This window comes from Acinetobacter marinus (assembly GCF_900096915.1).
Lineage (GTDB): Bacteria > Pseudomonadota > Gammaproteobacteria > Pseudomonadales > Moraxellaceae > Acinetobacter > Acinetobacter marinus.
Map to the genome: position 1 here is coordinate 61,973 of NZ_FMYK01000003.1, position 20,154 is coordinate 82,126.

Below are 20,154 nucleotides of genomic sequence, written 5' to 3' on the forward strand. Positions count from 1 at the left end.
TGAGTCAGGCATCACAGTGCATTAGCATATTACGACTGGATTTAATCTGCAATCATGCCTTGCTCGGCAAAAGAAAAATATTCATTTTGGCTAATGATAAAATGATCAGACAGTTGCATATCAAGCAATTGGCAGGCTTGTGCTAGTTTTGCCGTGAATTGTAAATCTTCGGGTGATGGCAGGGCATGACCTTGCGGATGATTGTGCACCGCAATCAAATGATGCGCATGATGATCCAAGGCGTAGCGGATAATGTCTTGCGTTGAAACCGAACATTGGCTCAATGTCCCGTGAAATAGCACTTTAAATTCAATAAATTGACAATGTTGATTGAGCAACAAAATCGCAAAAAGCTCTTGGCGTTCAGCACGCAACTTCATTTTAAGAAAATCAACAATGAGCTGGACATTATCCAGTGTTTCCACCGTTTGTAATTGCTGTTGTAAATAACGCTGTGCAAGCTCTTTACTGGCTAGCAATTGCGCTGATTTTCCCATGCCCATGCCTTTAAAGGCGATAATTTCCTCAGGTGTAGCATCAAGGATTTGCCTGAGTCCACCGAAGTGATGCAACATTTGCCGAGCCATTTCCACCGCACTGTGTTCTTTATAGCCTGTGCGTAGAAAGATTGCCAACAACTCTGCATCCGAGAGCACGTGACCGCCATGTTGTAACAGCCGCTCACGAGGTTGTTCGCCCGCAGGCCAATGTTTGATGGATTTTTTTGTGGTGTGATGTGCTGTATCGTCGTTGGTTTTATGCATTGTTGTACTGTACTTTTTATCAAGAATTGTTGTGGAAATTATGGCTTGGGCAATGGCTTATTTAATGCTATTGTGAGCGCCGTTGCAATGTTTTATCAAGCATGATTTATCAAGCCAGATGGGTAAAGCATGGTTTATAAAGCACGATTTATAAAACATGGTTTGCCAGCCCGAAGACATTAAATTAGGTTGTGGAATGAAGCTCGAAGCAGAAGCGTTAAAAACTCGTCGTATCGTCCTCGGTGTAACTGGTGGCATCGCTGCCTATAAAAGCGCCATCTTGGTACGTCGTTTAAAAGATTTTGGTTTTGACGTGCGTGTGGTGATGACCGAAGGTGCATTGGCGTTTATTACACCGCTGACGTTTCAGGCTTTATCGGGAAATCCTGTGCATACCGCACTGCTTGATCCTGAAGCCGAAGCAGGCATGGGGCACATTGAGCTTGCACGTTGGGCGGATTTGTTGCTGATCGCACCTGCCAGTTGCGATACTCTGGCTAAGTTTGCCAATGGTTTGGCGGATGATTTACTCAGCACCTTATATCTTGCCACCAAAGCACCTGTCTGGGTTGCACCTGCGATGAATCAGCAGATGTGGGCAGCCAAATCGACACAGCGTAATCTGACCACATTGGTGCAGGATGGTGTGCATGTGGTGATGCCTGAAGCAGGCGAGCAAGCCTGTGGTGATGTGGGCTTAGGACGTTTGGCTGAGCCTGAAGATATTGCACAGTGGGTTAATGATTTCTTTGCTCAAGCTGAGCGTGAAATCTCAGAAAAATTCGGTTTACTCGCAGGGCAACATGTGGTGATCACCGCAGGACCCACCCGTGAGTTGATCGACCCAGTACGTTATATCTCGAATCACAGTACAGGGAAAATGGGCTTTGCCATTGCTGAGGCATGCTATGCCGCAGGGGCGGATGTGACGCTGATCTCTGGACCTGTGAGTCTTGATACACCAAATGGTGTGCGCCGTATCAAAGTGCAATCGGCACAAGAGATGCTTAAACACAGTATGCAGTTGGTGGAAAATGGTACCGATGTCTTTATCGCTACCGCTGCGGTGGCGGACTATCGTGTGGCGCAAGTCGCAGAGCATAAAATCAAAAAAGCTGGGGATGAACTGCAAGTCGCTTTGGTGAAAAATCCTGATATTGTGGCGACCATTGCACAGTTAGACAAACGTCCATTTACTGTGGGATTCGCAGCAGAAACGCAAAATGTTGAAGACTATGCACAAGGTAAACTCACAGCGAAAAAGCTCGATATGATCGCATGTAATGATGTATCTCGTGCAGATATTGGTTTTGCCTCAGATGAGAATGCGATGGTGGTGTTCTTTGCGGAGCAATATCAGATGCAAAAGCAAGAATTGGAAAAAGCCTCAAAACATGAGATTGCCAAGCAGTTGGTTGAGGCGATCGCTAAAGCCTTGGATAAGCATGTGCCTGTGTCTTGATTGATTTCACTTTGTTGAATATTTACAACGTATTATAAAGTTGTAAATACAGTGTGATTACTAATGAAATATTCAAAAGCACACATCCTTAAAGCCTTATTGCTAACGCCATTACCATTATTATGTTTGACGGCATTGTTTTTTATCATTGCAAATCATGAATATAGCCTGTATTCGATTTTTATAGTTTTCTTTGGTCATGTGCTGATCTATTTGGCGTATTGTATTTTGATAGTGCCGATTACATTTTTGCTTTCGATGCTTTTGAATCATTATTTTTTATTGAACATTTTGACGATTAGTCTGAGTGCATTAATGATTGCTATTCCATTTTTTCTGCTGCTTGGCTGGAGTCACACTGGACAAATTTCAGAACCGTGGTGGAAAATGTATGGTAGTTTGCCCGCAATTTTGATGACGCTATTAATCAGTGCAAGCTATTGGCTTTTTTTGAAATACTTGAGCAAAAAGCCTTAAAAATTTTTTTTAATAGATCATTCCCCATAAAAAACCACAGCCTAGACTGTGGTTTTCCGTATTTAATACTACGGTTAGCGCTTAGGCTTGACCTTCTGCATCCGCTTGCTGTTGCTGTGCACGTTGCATATTCGCTTCAAACTCAGCATCGAAGTTGATCGGGCTAAGTAGCAGTTGTGGGAAGCTACCTTTACATACTAGATCGTTCACCGCTTCACGAAGGAAAGGGAACAAGATGTTCGGACAGTATGCGCCAAGAATGTACGGCATACGTTCTTGTTCTACATTTTCCACCAAGAAAATACCTGCTTGCGTGGTATCTGCGATAAATGCAGTTTCGCCACCATTTTTCGCAGTCACCACGACTTTCAGCGCCACTTCATAATGGGTTGGGTCGATTTGTTCTGCTGCAGATGTGAGGTTGATGGACAACTCAGGTTGCCATTCTTTGGTAAATACGCTTGCCCCAGGCACTTCAAAAGAAGCATCTTTTAAGTAAATACGTTCTAATGCCAATTGTGGTTGTGCTTGTTGTTCTTCGCTCATTGTCTATTCCTATGTACAGTGTTGAAGGTTGAAGTAAATCATGAGTTTTAACTTGATCACATTGTGCCTCGGTGAAATAGAAATTCTAAAAGAAACACAATGTGATGTTAAAACCATTAAAAATTAAGAGGATGCGTTAAGTTTGCTATCCAGTTGTCCATCACGCTCTAGCGCATACAACTGATCAAAGCCACCGATAAACTCATCATTGATAAAAATCTGTGGCACGGTGCGGTGATTGGTGCGTTGCATCAATTCCATACGCACTTCGGGTGCTTCGGTAGACAGATTAATTTCTTTATATGCTACGCCTTTGCGCTCAAGCAGTTGCTTGGCACGAACACAATAAGGGCAGACCGTGGTTGAGTAAACGACAACATTTGCAGTCATGTGATGCTCCTATTTGTGAGATTTGCTGTTTTTGCCTTCAGCCGTTTTGACCAATGGCAGACCTTGACCTTTCCAGTTCATGATGCCACCGTCTAGACGATAGCTGTCTGCATGACCGACTTTTTGCAAGGCTGCGCCTGCGACTTGACCCAGATTACAGATGAAGATCAGTGGACGATCACTGGCTTTGAGCTCCTCAACATGTGCGTCGAGTTGGCTATATGGAATATTGCGACTACCGCTGATATGACCTTGTTTAAAGTCTTTGCCATCACGCAAGTCGATCAGCATTGCATTTTGTGCTTTGGTCAAAATACCTAAAGATTGTGGGGAAATTTTGCGACCGCTACGGCGACTTTCCATCACAAAAAACAGGACAATCAATACCCCTAAAATACCAAATAAAATGGGATGATTTCCCATAAACTCTAGCCAACGTTCCACATTTCACCTTATGTCTTTTTCAAAAGCGAGCACAGTATACCCCATATATAGTGATGGAACAGTGAACTTCAAGCGTGCTTGTCGAAATAGTGCAAAATTTTTCAGTGCCCATTTTCGAATCAGTTTTAAAATCTGTTTTAGCCTCAGCTGTCAGCGTCAGCGGATTCATTGAGCAGACGAATCAAACTATCCAAGCGACGTTGATCGACTTTGCCTTGTTCGGCAGCCAGTTGTAAGGCACAGTTTTTTTCATTTTGATGAGTGCAATTGCGGAATTGGCATTGTCCATAATAGTCATCAAACTCTGGGAATCCTGTCAAAATCGCATCTTTGGACAAATGCCATAAACCAAACTCACGAATCCCTGGTGAGTCGATAATTGCCGAGTTGTCATTGAATTGAATCAAACGGGTAGACGTGGTGGTGTGCTGACCCAGTGCGGAGTTTTCCGAAATGATATTGGTTTTTTGCGCTGCATCAGGAATGATGGTGTTAATGAGTGAGCTTTTACCGACACCTGATTGCCCAACGAAAACCACGGTTTGCCCAGCAAATTTTTCTAGTAAATGCTTTGGATGATATGGACTGTCTTCATCGGCTTCACTTTGGCTGATGCAGGTTTCATAGCCGAGATTTTGATATTGCTGCAATAGTTGTAAAGTCGGTTCAGATTCTAAGGAATCGGATTGTAATTGATTTAATTTTAACAAGTCGGCTTTATTGAGTACCAATAACGGTTGAATATCCGCATCGTGACACGCCACCAGATAGCGATCAATCAGCATCGCAGACGGTTCAGGCATCGGTGCAAAGACGATGACGATCAGGCTCACATTGGCTGCTACAGGTTTCAGTTTGTGATAACGGTCAGGTCGGCTGAGTAGGGATGTACGTGGATGAATGGCAGTGATCACGCCTAAGCCCGTGTTGGGATCGGCTTGCCAAGTGACTCGATCGCCAGTGACGAGGCTGTCGAGGTTGGTACGAGTATGACAGCGCCAAATTTCCCCTAAAACGATCGGGCGCCAAAAGGATTCGCTGTCGCTATTTACATTATTGTTGCTTGAATTTTCGGGTTGCTGTTGTTGAAGCTCTTGCTTCGGCAAGGAGCAGACTTGCACTTCAAGCTGACGTCCGTAATGTTGCACCACCAAGCCTTCAATGTCGAAATCGGCATCAAATTCTTCTTGACGGTTTTTTTGTTGCTTAGCGATACGGCGTTGCTGTTGATCAGTCAAACGACGTTTACGGATTAAAGCCATCCACTCATTTCATTCAAAATATATAGACTGGCAAAAATACCACGAAGTGGAGGCTTTCGCACAACGGAAAATCATTTTTTTTAGCCATAAGTTTGTTAGTATGTAAGGCTAAAATTTACTGATAAGCATATTATTCATGACGAGCACTGCTGATACACGTTTGATTTGGATTGATCTTGAGATGACTGGTTTGGATACCGACAATGATCAGATTATCGAAATAGCAACCATTGTCACCGATGGTGATCTCAACATTTTGGCTGAAGGCCCGATGCTTGCCATTCATCAGGCGGATACGGTACTCAATGCGATGGACGAGTGGAATACCAAGCAACATGGTCAATCTGGGCTCACCGCTCGTGTGCGCCGTAGCCAATTGACAGCTCGTGATGCCGAAGTGCAGACTTTAGAATTTTTAAAAAAATGGGTCAACGCCAAAGCCTCGCCGATGTGTGGCAACTCGATCTGCCAAGATCGCCGTTTTATGCATCGTCTGATGCCTGAGCTTGAGCAATTTTTCCATTATCGTAATCTTGATGTGTCTTCAGTGAAAGAATTGGCAAAACGCTGGCGCCCTGAAATCATGAGTGGTTTGAAAAAAGACGCCTCACATTTGGCGCTGGATGATATTCGTGATTCGATCCGTGAGTTGAAATATTATCGTGAATATTTTTTTCGGGTCGAATAAATCACCAAAGTGAAGTGGTTTTTTAAAACAATTCAATACATTACACTGTGTAAAATAAAGCTACACGGTGTCTATTTTTGTATGTTAAATTAGCGTGAAATTACCGTTATTTTTTTATTGGATGCAATGAACTAAATTTTCCAAAATCGCTCAAAATAAGGGCAAAATTGTGGCTTAAGTCGTTCATTGCAGTACGTTTCGTTTTATATCAATACAGGATTAAAAAATATGCAAAGTAATAATCCAATTTTTACCCGAGCGGAAGTCTACGCCGATCGTGGCAATCCGATGACGGTCGAAGGTGCGATCCAAAAGTCGGTACTGATGACTGTGATCGCTGCGGTGCTCGGTATTGCCTTCTATATCTTCTGCAATATGACAGGGAATAGTAGTCTGGCATTTGGCGGTTTGGTGGTCGGCGGTATCGGCTCATTTGTGGTGGCATTGATTGCAACCTTTAAGACGCATCTTGCACCATCACTTGCTATTCCCTATGCCTTGCTAGAAGGCGTGTTTTTGGGTGGGATTTCATTATTTTTTGAAGCCCGTTTCCCTGGTATTGCATCACAAGCCTTATTGGCAACTTTTGCCACAGCATTGACTATGTTTGCTTTATATCGTTTTGGCATTATCCGTGCCACAGCGAAGTTTAAAGCGGTGGTGATCTCTGCAACGCTTGCGATCATGGCTGTATTCATCGTGCAGTGGATCATGGTGTTGGCATTCCAAAGCACCATTCCAGGCTTGTTTGAAAGTTCATGGTTAGGCATCGGCTTTGCAGCTTTTGTGGCAATTATTGCTTCATTGAATCTGATCTTGGATTTTGATTTGATCGAAAATGGCGCTGCCAACGGTGCACCAAAAAGTTTTGAATGGTTATGCGGTATTGCACTTCTTGCGACCTTGGTGTGGATGTATGTGTCATTCCTACGTTTGATTGGTTTGCTTAGTAGCGACTAAATTTAAACCGTTACAGATTCTATGAAAGCCTTGCACATGCAGGGCTTTTTGCTATCTGGTTACTTGATTTGTTTGTGCTGATTTTACTCAATGTAGAATGCTTTCCATAAACATTTCTCAAATATTTTGGAAGATTTCAACCTTTACAGCGTGTGGCAAAGTTCGGCATCATGCGGTTAATTTGAATAAAACAGATTGGTGTAGAACATGAGTCAAGGCTTACTCGCAGGAAAACGTTTTTTGATCGCTGGGATTGCCAGTAAATTATCGATTGCGTATGGCATTGCACAGGCATTGCATCGTGAAGGTGCCGAGCTTGCCTTTACCTATCCAAATGACAAATTAAAAAAACGGGTCGATGAGTTTGCTGCACAGCTCGGTTCTGAGTTGGTGTTTCCATGTGATGTGGCAGATGATGCACAGATTGATCAAGCCTTTGCTGATTTGGCAACACATTGGGATGGCTTGGATGGTGTGGTACATTCGATCGGTTTTGCACCTGCGGAAACTTTGGACGGTGATTTTACTGAAGTAACCAGTCGTGAAGGCTTTAAAATTGCCCACGATATTAGCTCGTATAGCTTTATTGCCATGGCGCGTGCTGCTCGTCCGTTATTGACTGTGCGTCAAGGTTGTTTGCTCACGCTGACTTATCAAGGGTCAGAGCGTGTGATGCCAAACTACAATGTTATGGGATTGGCTAAAGCCTCACTCGAAGCCAGCGTACGCTATCTTGCTTCAAGTCTTGGTGCTGAAGGTATTCGTGTTAATGCGATCTCAGCAGGTCCGATTCGCACCTTGGCTGCCAGTGGCATTAAATCGTTCCGTAAGATGCTCGATGCCAACCAAAAAACTGCGCCATTACAACGTAATGTCACCATTGAAGAAGTGGGTAATGCGGCATTGTTCCTGTGCTCACCGTGGGCGTCAGGTATTTCAGGTGAGATTCTGTATGTCGATGGTGGCTTTAGCACTGTCGGCATGAGTAGTGCATTACTTGAAGATGCGAGTGAATAAATCTCAGTGATTCAATTCGAGTACCACATTCTCAGTGTTTAGGTCTTGAGAATGGGAAAAGGTAGCTCATCAAACCTGAATCTATAGTGGATTCAGGTTTTTTAATGCGACATTGATGGCATTTGTCCTTATAATAACAAACTGAAAATTCAAAAGATTGAGTCTACTCCGTTATGTCTTTAGACACCGCACTTCCAGCTTGCCCACAATGCCAATCCACCTATACCTATCAAGATGCCGATCTATTGATCTGTCCTGAATGTGCGTATGAATGGCGAGAGGGCGAGGCACTTGAAGCGACATCTGACGTCATTAAAGACGCAAATGGCAATGTACTCAACGATGGCGATACGGTGACGGTGATTAAAGATTTAAAAATTAAAGGCTCATCCTTAGTGGTCAAAGTCGGTACCAAAGTCAAAAATATTCGCTTAATCGCAGATGCAACAGATGGTCATGATATTGACTGTAAAATTGACGGTATCGGTGCGATGAAACTCAAATCAGAATTTGTAAAAAAAGCATAACGCAACGCTATAGCGCTGATGTATCGAGTAGAACGATGACGATTCCTGACCTATTAAAACATTCACAACAACAGATCCAAGCCGATTTGCAATTTTGCCTTGATCAGTTTGCGTTAACCAGTCCGCTGAAAGAAGCCGTACATCATGCGGTGATGCTTGGTGGGAAACGAGTTCGTCCTGCGCTATGCTACGCCACTGCTGAGCTAAACCAATTAGAAAAAACTTCAGAATTATTCAATCCAGCGGTGCGTCGTGCTGCGGTGGCGGTCGAGTTAATTCATTGTTATTCACTATGTCACGATGATTTGCCGTGTATGGACAATGATGCCTTGCGCCGTGGTCAACCGACCTGTCATGTGGCATTTGGTGAATCGACGGCGTTGTTGGCAGGAGATGTATTGCAGTCGATAGCATTTGAAGTGTTGGGTAGTCGGTTATTTGACGATATGCAAAGCATCGACAAGCTCAGTATAGAAAATACACAGCATAATGATCAGATTCGCTTACGACAGATGCAAATCCTCGCTACGGCAAGTAGCAAAATGGTTAATGGTCAGGTCATGGATTTGCAAGCTGAAGGCAAGTTGGTAGATCAAGATCATTTAGAACAAATTCATCTCAATAAAACAGGTGCATTGATTCAAGCAGCGATCATGATGGGGGCGGTGACGGTATTGCCGAAAGCGGATCAAGATTTTACGGCACTGCGTCAGTTTGGTCGTGCGCTTGGGCTCGCTTTCCAAGTGCAAGATGATATTTTGGATATTACAGCAGATACCGAAGTGCTTGGTAAAACTGCGGGTAAAGATCAGCAAGTGGAAAAATCGACTTATCCTGCATTGATGGGCTTGGACAATGCGCAACATTATGCACAGCAACTGCATGACCAAGCGATGGATGCGCTCAAGACAATGCAGGGTAATACACAGGCTTTACACACTATTGCGGAATTTTTACTGACCCGACAAAGTTGAATTTTGGTTTTAAAATAAATGCTTTGAGTTTATCCAGTTTGGTCTAAACGTGTCCCTAAAGTTTCCAAATGGGTTGGAAATGGATCTGTATTTTTTAAAGTTTTACGATCTTCAAAATAATGCTCTAAAGTTCGCTTCACACTTGGAAAAGCGAGATCATTCCACGGAATTTCATGTTCCTCAAACAAACGAGATTCGATACTTTCTTCGCCTGCGCCAAACTTACCTTCGATTAGTTTTGCTTTAAACAACACATAAATCTGCCCAATCCGTGGAATGTTGTACATGCAGTATAGTTGTTCGACTTCGATCTCTGCTTCGGCTTCCTCATGCGTTTCCCGAGCTGCACCTTCTTCCATCGTTTCGAGCAATTCCATATAGCCCGCAGGCAATGTCCATAGCCCATAGCGTGGCTCGATGGCACGGCGACAGAGCAATACTTTGTCCTCCCATAGGGCAAGTGCGCCACAGATGAGTTTTGGGTTGACGTAATGGATTGCTTTGCAGGCAGGGCAAACCTCACGAGTTTGATGATCGCCCAGCGGGATTTTATATTCAGTCGGCTGTCCGCAGTTACTACAAAAGCTCATAAATTATTCGTATATTTCAAGAGTCCAAGATTCCTAGCGAGCATAACGTAAAAAAATTCCCAACGCACCTACAACTGTGTTATAGATGATAAAAAGGGAAATAAATCATGAAATCGTATCGCTCATTTGACGATTGAATATTTAGACAACGATGAAAGAAGTAAAGTAAAAAAGGTAGCACACATGCAAAAATTGTTTGAACAAGATCAATTGATCGAACAATTACAGCAAAATTTATCATTTCAACCCCGTACCCAGTCTGCTGATGCGGCGGTTTTGATTGCGATCACCCAAGAAGCGACGCCTCGGATTTTATTGACTCGCCGTGCAGCCCATATGCGTCATCATGCAGGGGAAGTATCGTTTCCAGGTGGTCGGCGAGAGCGGGCAGATACCAGTAATATTGTGGTGGCACTGCGTGAAGCACATGAAGAAACTGCATTAAACCCGTTTGATGTGCAATTACTGGGTGAGCTGCCGATGCAACAGGCACGTTCTGGTCTTCGCGTGAAACCGATTGTCGGGGTGATTCCTGCGGCTGTAGACCTGATCGCTGAACCTGCGGAAATTGATCGGATTTTTTATGTGCCTTTACAAGAATTTATTCAAAGTCCGCCACATGCCTATTTGGTTAGATTTGCAGAACATGATTTGTATATGCCAAGTTTTCGTTTTGACAATGAAATCATTTGGGGGATGACTGCTCGGATCATGGTGACATTACTTCGTCGTGGATTAAAATGCCATAAAGAATGGCCTTTTTTTGTGCAAGCGCCAGACATCGTGACAGGTCTTGATGCGGATTTTGACACCAGTTTAGATATTGACGATTAATCAGCTTTATTCGTTTTATAATTTGTTTTCCAATTAATCAAACCCTCACATAGGGAATCTCGAAAAACCTAGCGAGTAGCGTAAATTTCAAGGCGCACCTCGCACAGCAACCGCAGTGTAAATATAGTACATGAGGATTGCGAGCAAGGCGCAACGCAGAAATTTGCCGACGCAGGTGGTTTCTCGAAGTTCCCTATATTTTAAAAGGATTTTAACCATGATATATCAACTCGGAGATTTGCATCCAACCACCACCGTTCAGCCGTGGAATGGCTGGGTGGCTGATAATGCCACAGTCATTGGACAGGTCGAACTGGGCAGTGAAGTCAGTATTTGGTTTGGTGCAGTGATTCGTGGTGACAACTCGATCATTCGTATTGGTGATATGAGTAATATCCAAGAAAATGCGGTGCTACATACCGATGCAGGCATTGAGCTGAATGTCGGGAAGCATGTCACCGTCGGACATCAGGCGATGCTACATGGCTGTACCATTGGCGATAATACCTTGATTGGGATTAACTCGGTGATTCTGAATCGTGCGGTGATCGGTAAAAACTGCATTATCGGTGCTAATGCGTTGATTCCAGAAGGTAAAGTGATTCCAGATAATTCGATCGTGATGGGTTCGCCGGGACAAGTGGTGAAACAAGCCTCTGAGCAAGTGGCGCAAATGATTACGATGAGTGCGATGCATTATGCGCAGCACTTTAAAAAGTTTCGGGATGAGCTCAAGCCGTTTTCATTGGACTGATAGTTTTAAGTTGACTGCCTGATTGTATTAGATGTATGAAAAAATCATCACGAAATCAACCTGAGATTACTTTTCACCCCCTCTAAATCTCCCCCTCAAAGGGGGAGACCTCAAAATAGCAGTGGATTTCGATACCATTTTGCTACATCTGTCTGATAAAAATACTTTTTAAAATATCCAACTGGCGTATCATAGCAGGCGAATTTTTTTGAAAATTCCCTGTTTTTTATTTGTCGTTTTTAATGTTCTGGAATGTAGCGCCATCCTATGAAGATTCTTGCCCTCGAAACAGCCAATGAACAATGCTCGGTTGCGATAGTCGATGCAACGCAAACTTTGTTTTTTGAGCATCATCATGAAGCACGCATGCAGACCCAGCAGATTTTGCCGATGATTGAATGTGGCTTAGCCGAGTCGAAAAGTACATGGCAGGATATTTCGGCGATCGCATTTAGTCGTGGACCAGGCTCATTTAGCGGTGTGCGGATTAATGCTGCAGTCACGCAGGCGCTAGCATGGGCAAATGATTTAGCTGTGATTCCTGTATCGACTTTACAAGCATTGGCGCAACATGCCTATCAACAATCTCAATTTTCAGAAATCACTGCGGTGATTGATGCCCGCATGAGTGAAGTCTATTTCGGGCAGTTCGCTGTCGATGATCAAGGCATTATGCAGTTACACGGTGATGAACAATTACTGGGCTACGATCAAGCGATGATGCAACTGAATCCGCCTTTTGATACGTATGTGGTGGGAACTGGTGCAAGTCTAGTGGGTCATACATGTGCGGAGAATCTGTATTATGCCAATGCTAAAGATATTGCTGAAATTGCCAAAGCAGAATGGTTGGCAGGGCGTAACGTATCCGCAGATCAGGCATTGCCTGTTTATTTGCGGGACAATGCTTGGAAAAAAATTGCCGATCAAGGCAAGTCTTAAGTTCAATTTAATATTTATCCTTTAAACCACATTCAGATTATTGTTTTAGGCATTACACATGGATTTACTACTGTTTCTCAAAGCCATCATCATGGGCATCGTCGAAGGTATTACCGAATTTCTGCCGATCTCTAGTACAGGGCATTTGATTCTTGCCTCGGAGTTGATGAACTTTTGGACTCCTGAGAAAAGTGCGGTATTTGTGGTGGTGATTCAGATGGGGGCGATTGCGGCAGTGATCTATGAATATTGGTCACGGCTGTGGGGGGCAGCGACTGGCATTATCACAGGTGAAGAGAACGGTCGCCGCTTAGGTCTTGGGCTAATTTTGGCCTCCATTCCGATCATTCTCATGGGTTTAACCTTTGGACAATGGGTTAAAGATGTGTTGTTTAATGATATTACCGTGGCGATAGGTCTAATCGTCGGTGGTCTGATTATTTGGTGGGTAGAGAAAAATCCACGTGCAATTAATGCACCCGAAGTAGAAAATATCAGTTATAAACAAGCGATTTATATCGGTTTAATCCAAGTCTTGTCGCTGATTCCCGGCACATCACGTTCAGGGGCGACTATTATTGGTGGCATGATGCTCGGTCTATCGCGTAAAGCAGCTACTGAGTTTTCATTTTTCCTCGGCATTCCTGTGATTGTCGGTGCGGGATTACTTGATGGTTGGCAAAGTCGTCATGTGTTGCAAGGTACAACGGATTGGCTCGTCATCGCCGTTGGTGTGATTGTATCGTTTATCTCGGCGCTGATTTTGATTCGTGTTTTGGTTGCGTATGTGGCAAAGCGTGACTTTATGATCTTTGCGTGGTATCGCATTGCGTCAGGTTTGATTATTTTGTTGTTTGCGCTGACAGGTTGGAAACTTTGGTAAGCAATATGTCTGCGAGTGAGCTACTGCCGAAGTCGGATGATCAAATTTGGAAAATTTATCACACGACGGAGCATGTCGAGCATGCACAATATTGGCAAGCTCGTATTGCAGATTTGACAGTACAAAGTCAGTTGATCGAAGTAGAAAAAATCAATAATAAGTTTTTAAAATTCAATCCTGACTTGGCACTCATGGTCGATGAAGATGGGCTTTGGCTGACTGCAAATGGCATGAAAATGCAACCTGCATGGCAAGATGAAGTGCCCAGATTGAAACGTGCTAATCCGAAGAATGAATTGATTGCTCGGGCATGCCAGATTAAGCCACAACTCAACCCTACAATAAAAATAATCGATGCCACCGCAGGGCTTGGGCATGACAGTTTGTTGATGGCATCACTTGGCGCAGAAGTGATTTTGCTTGAGCGTCATCCGATTCTTTTTGCTTTGCTTGAGTCAGCAAAAAAGCAGGCAGAAACGCATGATTATTTAGTCAATATTTCGCAACGAATCACGGTGATTCATCAAGATTCAGCGCAATATTTAACTGAAATCGCACAAGATCAAGCCGATGTGATTTATCTGGATCCGATGTTTCCTGCACGAGATCACAATCAAAAATCTGAGAAAAAACAGGCGCAAGTGAAAAAGCAAATGCAATTGTTGCACTTGCTTTTACCTGAGGATGGCGAAATGGATTTGGGCGATGCTTTGCTTAATCTTGCCAAAGCCAAAGTTAAACGTGTGATTGTCAAGCGCCCAAAACATGCGGCATTTTTGGATGGGCAAACACCCGACCATCAATGGCAGGGTGATGCGATTCGCTTTGATGCGTATTTTCAAAATTAAAAGTCAAAATTAAATATCAGCTTAAAATCTGCACTGAACAAAACATTTTAAACCACAATATTTTGATAATTCGGCATCCATGGTTGCGCCATTTCTAATTGATGCGCCAATTGTAATAAGCGATCTTCTCGAGCAAATGGCGCAATAAACTGTGAACCCAAAGGTAGATTGTGCTTATTCCAATACAACGGCACGGACATGGCAGGTAAGCCTGTGATATTGGCAAGTTGGGTGAAAGGTACCCATTTTAGATTATCTTTAATCAGCTGTTCCATCAGTGCACCTTGTGCCAGCCAATCGGCTTTACCCAAAGTCAGCAAGGTTTTGAGAATTGGTTTTTGCCAACTTGGTGTCGCCACTTCACCATTTTTCGGGGCAACCGTTGCGGTGCTCGGCATAAGATAGAGATCATAACGATTGAAAAAATGATTCATTGCGGTGACGTATTTTCCCCAATTTTGCAAATTGTGAATATAGTCCACGGCTGAGGTATTGGCGCCGAAAGCTGCAATGACACGGCTATCCAGTTCAAAATCACTTTCTCGAACACTTTTGCCCAATTCACGGCGGGTTTGCTCAAGACTATGCGCACATTGACTAAACCATGTGGTAATAAAGTCCTTGGCGAGCTGTGTGCCGTTAATATTTGGCTGATCTTCAACCACATGATGTCCAAGTGATTCTAATAATTTTACCGTTTGTTCGATGGCGCTTATCGCATCTTTAGAGACCTTTGTGCCTACGGGTGAAACGGTAGAGTAGGCAATTTTTAAGGGTTGCGGTGGGCGTTGAATCAATTCTAAGTAACTTTGTTCAGGGTCAGGTAAGCGAAACAGCGAACTGTTTTCAAAGCCATGAATCACATCGAGCATGGCGGCACTATCACGCACAGATTTAGTCAGGACATGCTGCGTTGCTGCACCGTGCATCAGCTCACTACGATTTGGTCCCCACGGGGTGCGTCCACGACTGGGCTTGAGCCCGAATAAACCACAATAGGATGCAGGAATACGAATCGAACCACCGCCATCATTTGCGCCTGCGATCGGGGTAATGCCTGCTGCAACTGCTGATGCAGAACCACCTGATGAACCACCACTATTGTGTTTGAGATGCCACGGATTTTTACAGGCACCCCAAGCGGCTGGCTCAGTGACGCCTTTGATACCAAATTCTGGGGTATTGGTCAGCCCAAAGCTGAGCACACCTGCATTTTCCCAGCGATTGACGATTTCGGCATTCTCGGTTGGCGTGAATTTTTGGCGAATATAGGATTGGCTACCATAGCTCGAAGGCACACCTGCATATTCTTGGTATAAATCTTTGGCAAGGAAGGGAACCCCTGTAAACCGCCCAGCGGGCAAAGCATTGACTTTGTTTCGTGCACGCTCATACATCGGCGTGATGATGGCATTGATTTTTGGATTCACGGCTTCAGCTCGATGGATGGCGACTTCGAGGAGTTCGCTGGCGGGGATTTGTTTGGTCTGGACTAATTCGGCGAGTCCAAGTGCATCATATTGTATATATTCTTCAAATTTCATGTGTTTTTATCCTGTGTTGCATCCAAGCAAGCATGTTGTTATGACGAATGATGAAATTGATCGTATCTGAAATATTTAAGATTCGCAATTGTATGCAGACGGTGAGAATTGTCTATCGGGCGAATCAGTTGTTGCTTGTGTCTGTAATCACTGGACAGATGGTTTTCATCGCAAAAAAACAAATTTGATGACGAGAATACCTGCGCATTTATAGATTATTTCTATTGTTATATATCGTTAATGTGAAACACATTTTTTGAAAATTATGCTAAGTTTGAATCCAGTACATTTGGATTTGAATGAAAAGTGATGAAAAAAATTGTATGCACCACAGTGGCGATGATGTCGCTTGGTTTCTGGACGACTTTGGCTGTTGCACAAACTGCGGACACGGAAGTTGCGCAGGCTCAAAATAATGAACAAATTACCAATGAAGAGGCGCAAGAGCTCGTCGCTGCTGCCAATAGTTCAAAAATAAATATTCAAACTCGTCCTGAGATCATGGGGCTTTGGGGCATGGAAATTCCAGACAACAAGCGCTGTGTTGAATATTATAATTTCAGCGGCGAAAATAATATGGTGATCAAAAGTGATCAGGAATGGTCAATTGGACAATATCAATATCAAGCGCCAAGCAATCGCAGTGAGTATCTACCGACACTGATTTTTCAGATCAAATATGACAATAATCAAACCGATTGCTCTGGTGTTAAGCAAGATCAGACAGGCGAGATTCAACAGTTCTTTGTGAAATGGGTCAATCCGACTCAAATTCAATTCTGTGGTAATCAACGTGGCGAACAATGCTTTGCGACATTGAATAAACAATTGCCTTAACGGAATTGTATTGATTCAGTTTCAAATCCTGCACGCAAACTTTACACGCAAAAAAATAAGCCATAAGGCTTATTTTTTTTCTTCAGGCATAAATGGTTTAAGCAAATGCTTTTCCAAATAATGAATATCCATCGCCGTTTCACAGAACTGTGGATCACGTAAAATCACATTTTTGTGCAGTGGAATATTGGTTTTCACCCCTGTAATGACCATTTCGTCTAATGCTTGGCGTAGTCGAGCAATTGCTGTGTCACGATCTTTACCATGTACGATCAGTTTGGCAATCATCGAATCATAAAACGGCGGGATGCTATAACCTGCATACAGATGTGAATCCATCCGCACACCTGCACCACCTGGGGTAAAGTAGGTGTCAATTTTCCCAGCAGAAGGTAAGAAAGTTTGCGGGTCTTCAGCATTGATTCGGCATTCCATGGCATGACCTTTGACTTCAATGTCTTCTTGCTGAAGATTTAAGCCAAGTCCTGAAGCAATGCGAATCTGTTGCTCAATGATGTCAATGCCAGTGATCATTTCGGTCACAGGATGCTCAACCTGCACACGAGTATTCATCTCAATAAAGAAGAATTCACCGTCTTCGTAGAGAAACTCAAAGGTGCCTGCACCACGGTATTGAATCATTTCACAGGCATTGACACAGGCTTGTAAAATATCTGCACGTGCTTGTTCAGGCAAATTCGGCGCTGGTGCTTCTTCCAATACTTTTTGATGGCGACGTTGCAGTGAGCAGTCACGATCATAAAGGTGAATCGCATGCCCATTACCATCAGCGAGGATTTGCACTTCGACATGGCGAGGCTTCTGTAAGAAACGCTCCATATATACCGTATCATCGCCAAACCACATTTCAGCATCACGCTGTGCTGCTTGTACCGATTCGAGCAGGGTATCGATCCGTTCAACAATACGCATCCCACGACCACCGCCGCCAGAAGCGGCTTTGACGATCAAAGGAAAACCAATTTCTTTGGCTTCGGCGAGGGCATTTTGCGGGGTCACTGCATGTGCAGAACCTGGTACGGTCGGCACGCCAGCTTTCTTCATGGCGACAATGGCAGAGACTTTATTACCCATCAAACGGATATGTTCAGGACGAGGACCAATAAAGGTAAAACCCGAAGTTTCTACGATTTCTGCAAATTCGGCATTTTCAGATAAAAAACCATACCCCGGATGGATCGCATCAGCACCTGTAACTTCTGCTGCGGTAATAATCGCAGGAATATTCAAATAACTTTCGCTGGTGGTACCTGGACCAATACAGACGGCTTCATCTACAAAGCGTAAATGCATCAAGTCTTTGTCCGCATCGGAATAGACGCCAACAGTTTTAATGCCTAAGGCTTTACACGCACGGGTGATGCGTAGGGCAATTTCACCACGGTTGGCAATGAGAATTTTTTGTAACATGATGACACCTCACTGCTTAAGGGCGAAAGCGGAATAGAGGTTGACCAAATTGAATAATGTCACCATTTTTAACTAAAATTTCGTCAATCACACCACTTTGCGTCGCTTCGATCGGGTTCATGATTTTCATTGCTTCGATGATACCAAGTGTTTCACCTGCTGAAATGGTTTGACCGACTTTGACAAAAGGTGGCTCACCTGGATTCGGTGCTGCATAGAACACGCCAACCATTGGTGCGGTTTCGATTGCACCGCGAGGTGTTTTTACCACAGGCGCTTCTGCGACAGGTGCTGCAGTAGCGACTGTGCCAGCGACGACTGGATTGCGGCGAGTTAGAGAAATCGCTTGATCTCCCTCTTTGACTTCTAAGGCTTGTAAATCTGACTCGATCATGAGATCGATGAGTTTTTTAATCTTGCGAATATCCATATGAATGAATTCCTTAAGTCGTCGATTGCAGAGGAGGCTTGGCTAAATGTTGCATCGCATAATCCAGTGCGTATTCATAACCACGTGCACCGAGACCACAAATCACCCCAACTGCTTTATCAGACAGGTAAGAATGGTGGCGGAATGATTCACGGGCATGGACGTTGGAGAGATGAACTTCGATAAAAGGAATGGCAACGCCAAGCAGGGCGTCACGAATTGCGACCGAAGTATGCGTATATGCTGCGGGATTGATAATAATAAATTGATAATTTTCTACGCTGGCTTGGTGGATGCGATCGATGATGGCACCTTCCCAGTTGCTTTGGAATGATTCGAGTAAGGCACCCGTAGTATCGGCTTTTTGCTTTAATTGGGCGTTAATATCGTCCAATGTCAATGATCCATAGACCTCAGGCTCACGCTGTCCGAGTAAATTCAGATTAGGTCCGTGGATAAGCAAAATACGACTTTGCATGATGGGTATTCCAAAATGTGCAAAAATTATAAATTTTCAAGATCCCGACAAATTATAGCGAATATGCCGATTGATCGTTGCAAGATACGCTTTATTATAGCTGTTTACAATGTTTAAAACTATCAAAAACCACACATCGAAAATGTAACATTGTTGTGAACAGGTAAATCAATTTTAATCAAAATAATCATTTTTTGCCAATCCATTGGCGAAGATTTTAGCACAATTGAAACAGTATATTAATGCACATAGATGTCAAAATAATTACAAATTTACAAGCAGTTAGGCGGTTTCGGCAGTCCTGAAAGTCGGGTTAAATGCCGTGCCACCAGACCCGTTTTAAAGCGTTGCATGAGTAATTGATTGCTAATCTCAGGATTGACCTTTGTGCTTAAATATTTGATCAACGGGCGTGTTGCAGGGGCATAGCCGTACTCATCATAGAACGCCCGCAGTGCATATAAGATCTCAAAATGCGCATCGTCCAGCGTGAGCTCTAGCGTGTCTGCCAACTGCTGAGCAACTTCGGGGGTCCAATCTTGGAAGTGTTGTAAGTGACCGTCTTGATCGAGTTCGAGCATAAGTGGGTTTGAATCCTGAATTGAAGGTTCTGATTTGATTTTGGGGACTAAGAATAAAACGAACGAGTAGTGTAAATTTCAAGGCGCACCTCGCACAGCAACCGCAGTGTACAAAAGGTACATGAGGATTGCGAGCAAGGCGCAACGCAGAAATTTGCCTACGCAGTTGTTTTATTCAAGTTCTCTATTGCCAAGTATGTACTTTTTGACTGAGTTGCAACAACTCCGCCCAGTCGCCATAGTCGATGATTTTCATATTACCTAAGTTTTTTTCATGCTCTATATGTGCATCTGCACTTAGAATAAAAATTGCTTTGGCATGTGAAATCGCATCGAGTGAGGGTGCAAGGACAGCATCTTCTAATAACAGTACCGCATCTTGATCTGTCACGATATTGGCAAGTTCAGACAATGCTTGTTCAAGTCGGTTATAGTTCGCTTGTAGAATAAAAAGTTGATTAAATGACATTTCTTTCATTTGGTGCATCTCA

The 20,154-nt window shown here is 43.6% G+C and carries 24 protein-coding genes; 12 read left to right on the forward strand and 12 right to left on the reverse strand.

Annotation, left to right across the window (positions count from 1 at the left end; all coding sequences use genetic code 11):
* Positions 1 to 41 precede the first annotated feature (41 nt).
* On the reverse strand, positions 42 to 764 hold the full coding sequence (gene radC, locus BLQ60_RS06275; protein ID WP_092617656.1) for a RadC family protein: 723 nt from the start codon (positions 762 to 764) through the stop codon (positions 42 to 44).
* Positions 765 to 960: 196 nt separating this feature from the next.
* Here radC and coaBC point away from each other — a divergent pair, with 196 nt between their 5' ends.
* A complete protein-coding gene (gene coaBC / locus BLQ60_RS06280) occupies positions 961 to 2,226 on the forward strand; it encodes a bifunctional phosphopantothenoylcysteine decarboxylase/phosphopantothenate--cysteine ligase CoaBC (protein ID WP_092617659.1) in 1,266 nt (421 codons plus the stop codon).
* Positions 2,227 to 2,784: 558 nt separating this feature from the next.
* On the opposite strand, the gene secB is transcribed toward coaBC, so the two are convergent.
* The 4 genes from secB to rsgA all read right to left on the reverse strand — a co-directional run bounded on the left by secB (position 2,785) and on the right by rsgA (position 5,345).
* Entirely contained in the window at positions 2,785 to 3,249 is a 465-nt protein-coding gene (gene secB, locus BLQ60_RS06290; protein WP_092617665.1) for a protein-export chaperone SecB, read from the reverse strand.
* 123 nt (positions 3,250 to 3,372) lie between these two features.
* Positions 3,373 to 3,639, reverse strand: coding sequence for a glutaredoxin 3 (gene grxC / locus BLQ60_RS06295; RefSeq protein WP_092617668.1), 267 nt, complete (start codon positions 3,637 to 3,639; stop codon positions 3,373 to 3,375).
* Between the two features lie 9 nt (positions 3,640 to 3,648).
* Positions 3,649 to 4,083, reverse strand: a complete 435-nt coding sequence (locus BLQ60_RS06300; RefSeq protein WP_092617671.1) for a rhodanese-like domain-containing protein — start codon at positions 4,081 to 4,083, stop codon at positions 3,649 to 3,651.
* A gap of 143 nt (positions 4,084 to 4,226) precedes the next feature.
* A complete protein-coding gene (gene rsgA / locus BLQ60_RS06305; protein ID WP_092617674.1) occupies positions 4,227 to 5,345 on the reverse strand; it encodes a ribosome small subunit-dependent GTPase A in 1,119 nt (372 codons plus the stop codon).
* Positions 5,346 to 5,481: 136 nt separating this feature from the next.
* Here rsgA and orn point away from each other — a divergent pair, with 136 nt between their 5' ends.
* The 5 genes from orn to BLQ60_RS06330 all read left to right on the forward strand — a co-directional run bounded on the left by orn (position 5,482) and on the right by BLQ60_RS06330 (position 9,511).
* Complete coding sequence (orn, locus tag BLQ60_RS06310; protein WP_092617677.1) at positions 5,482 to 6,033, forward strand: oligoribonuclease; 552 nt, start codon at positions 5,482 to 5,484, stop codon at positions 6,031 to 6,033.
* Between the two features lie 228 nt (positions 6,034 to 6,261).
* Complete coding sequence (locus BLQ60_RS06315) at positions 6,262 to 6,993, forward strand: Bax inhibitor-1/YccA family protein (RefSeq protein WP_092617680.1); 732 nt, start codon at positions 6,262 to 6,264, stop codon at positions 6,991 to 6,993.
* A gap of 207 nt (positions 6,994 to 7,200) precedes the next feature.
* Positions 7,201 to 8,010, forward strand: coding sequence for an enoyl-ACP reductase FabI (locus BLQ60_RS06320; protein ID WP_092617683.1), 810 nt, complete (start codon positions 7,201 to 7,203; stop codon positions 8,008 to 8,010).
* A gap of 173 nt (positions 8,011 to 8,183) precedes the next feature.
* Complete coding sequence (locus BLQ60_RS06325; protein WP_092617686.1) at positions 8,184 to 8,537, forward strand: zinc ribbon domain-containing protein YjdM; 354 nt, start codon at positions 8,184 to 8,186, stop codon at positions 8,535 to 8,537.
* A 35-nt stretch (positions 8,538 to 8,572) separates the two neighbouring features.
* Positions 8,573 to 9,511 (forward strand): polyprenyl synthetase family protein, encoded by a 939-nt coding sequence (locus BLQ60_RS06330; RefSeq protein WP_092617688.1) that lies wholly within the window; start codon positions 8,573 to 8,575, stop codon positions 9,509 to 9,511.
* Positions 9,512 to 9,540: 29 nt separating this feature from the next.
* Here the strand turns inward: BLQ60_RS06330 and BLQ60_RS06335 are convergent, their stop codons facing one another.
* Positions 9,541 to 10,101 carry an NUDIX hydrolase gene (locus tag BLQ60_RS06335; protein ID WP_092617691.1) on the reverse strand — a complete coding sequence of 187 codons (561 nt, stop codon included), beginning with the start codon at positions 10,099 to 10,101 and terminating at the stop codon, positions 9,541 to 9,543.
* Between the two features lie 183 nt (positions 10,102 to 10,284).
* Between BLQ60_RS06335 and BLQ60_RS06340 the strand changes: the two genes are divergently transcribed.
* The 5 genes from BLQ60_RS06340 to BLQ60_RS06360 all read left to right on the forward strand — a co-directional run bounded on the left by BLQ60_RS06340 (position 10,285) and on the right by BLQ60_RS06360 (position 14,362).
* Positions 10,285 to 10,935 carry a CoA pyrophosphatase gene (locus BLQ60_RS06340; RefSeq protein WP_092617694.1) on the forward strand — a complete coding sequence of 217 codons (651 nt, stop codon included), beginning with the start codon at positions 10,285 to 10,287 and terminating at the stop codon, positions 10,933 to 10,935.
* Positions 10,936 to 11,152: 217 nt separating this feature from the next.
* Positions 11,153 to 11,689 carry a gamma carbonic anhydrase family protein gene (locus BLQ60_RS06345; protein WP_092617696.1) on the forward strand — a complete coding sequence of 179 codons (537 nt, stop codon included), beginning with the start codon at positions 11,153 to 11,155 and terminating at the stop codon, positions 11,687 to 11,689.
* A gap of 267 nt (positions 11,690 to 11,956) precedes the next feature.
* Positions 11,957 to 12,631 carry a tRNA (adenosine(37)-N6)-threonylcarbamoyltransferase complex dimerization subunit type 1 TsaB gene (tsaB, locus tag BLQ60_RS06350; RefSeq protein WP_092617699.1) on the forward strand — a complete coding sequence of 225 codons (675 nt, stop codon included), beginning with the start codon at positions 11,957 to 11,959 and terminating at the stop codon, positions 12,629 to 12,631.
* Positions 12,632 to 12,689: 58 nt separating this feature from the next.
* Entirely contained in the window at positions 12,690 to 13,514 is an 825-nt protein-coding gene (locus BLQ60_RS06355) for an undecaprenyl-diphosphate phosphatase (RefSeq protein WP_092617702.1), read from the forward strand.
* A gap of 5 nt (positions 13,515 to 13,519) precedes the next feature.
* Complete coding sequence (locus BLQ60_RS06360) at positions 13,520 to 14,362, forward strand: class I SAM-dependent methyltransferase (RefSeq protein WP_092617705.1); 843 nt, start codon at positions 13,520 to 13,522, stop codon at positions 14,360 to 14,362.
* 47 nt (positions 14,363 to 14,409) lie between these two features.
* Here the strand turns inward: BLQ60_RS06360 and BLQ60_RS06365 are convergent, their stop codons facing one another.
* Positions 14,410 to 15,906 carry an amidase gene (locus BLQ60_RS06365; RefSeq protein ID WP_092617709.1) on the reverse strand — a complete coding sequence of 499 codons (1,497 nt, stop codon included), beginning with the start codon at positions 15,904 to 15,906 and terminating at the stop codon, positions 14,410 to 14,412.
* A gap of 309 nt (positions 15,907 to 16,215) precedes the next feature.
* Between BLQ60_RS06365 and BLQ60_RS06370 the strand changes: the two genes are divergently transcribed.
* A complete protein-coding gene (locus tag BLQ60_RS06370; protein ID WP_092617712.1) occupies positions 16,216 to 16,743 on the forward strand; it encodes a hypothetical protein in 528 nt (175 codons plus the stop codon).
* 69 nt (positions 16,744 to 16,812) lie between these two features.
* Here the strand turns inward: BLQ60_RS06370 and accC are convergent, their stop codons facing one another.
* The 5 genes from accC to BLQ60_RS06395 form a co-directional block, all read right to left on the reverse strand.
* Positions 16,813 to 18,174, reverse strand: a complete 1,362-nt coding sequence (gene accC / locus BLQ60_RS06375; RefSeq protein WP_092617714.1) for an acetyl-CoA carboxylase biotin carboxylase subunit — start codon at positions 18,172 to 18,174, stop codon at positions 16,813 to 16,815.
* A gap of 16 nt (positions 18,175 to 18,190) precedes the next feature.
* Positions 18,191 to 18,604: an acetyl-CoA carboxylase biotin carboxyl carrier protein gene (locus BLQ60_RS06380; RefSeq protein WP_092617717.1), complete on the reverse strand. Its 414-nt coding sequence runs from the start codon at positions 18,602 to 18,604 to the stop codon at positions 18,191 to 18,193.
* A gap of 13 nt (positions 18,605 to 18,617) precedes the next feature.
* Positions 18,618 to 19,082, reverse strand: coding sequence for a type II 3-dehydroquinate dehydratase (gene aroQ / locus BLQ60_RS06385; RefSeq protein ID WP_092617720.1), 465 nt, complete (start codon positions 19,080 to 19,082; stop codon positions 18,618 to 18,620).
* Positions 19,083 to 19,354: 272 nt separating this feature from the next.
* A complete protein-coding gene (locus BLQ60_RS06390; protein WP_092617723.1) occupies positions 19,355 to 19,663 on the reverse strand; it encodes a TusE/DsrC/DsvC family sulfur relay protein in 309 nt (102 codons plus the stop codon).
* Between the two features lie 184 nt (positions 19,664 to 19,847).
* Complete coding sequence (locus BLQ60_RS06395; RefSeq protein WP_143005189.1) at positions 19,848 to 20,150, reverse strand: DsrH/TusB family sulfur metabolism protein; 303 nt, start codon at positions 20,148 to 20,150, stop codon at positions 19,848 to 19,850.
* Positions 20,151 to 20,154: the final 4 nt, after the last annotated feature.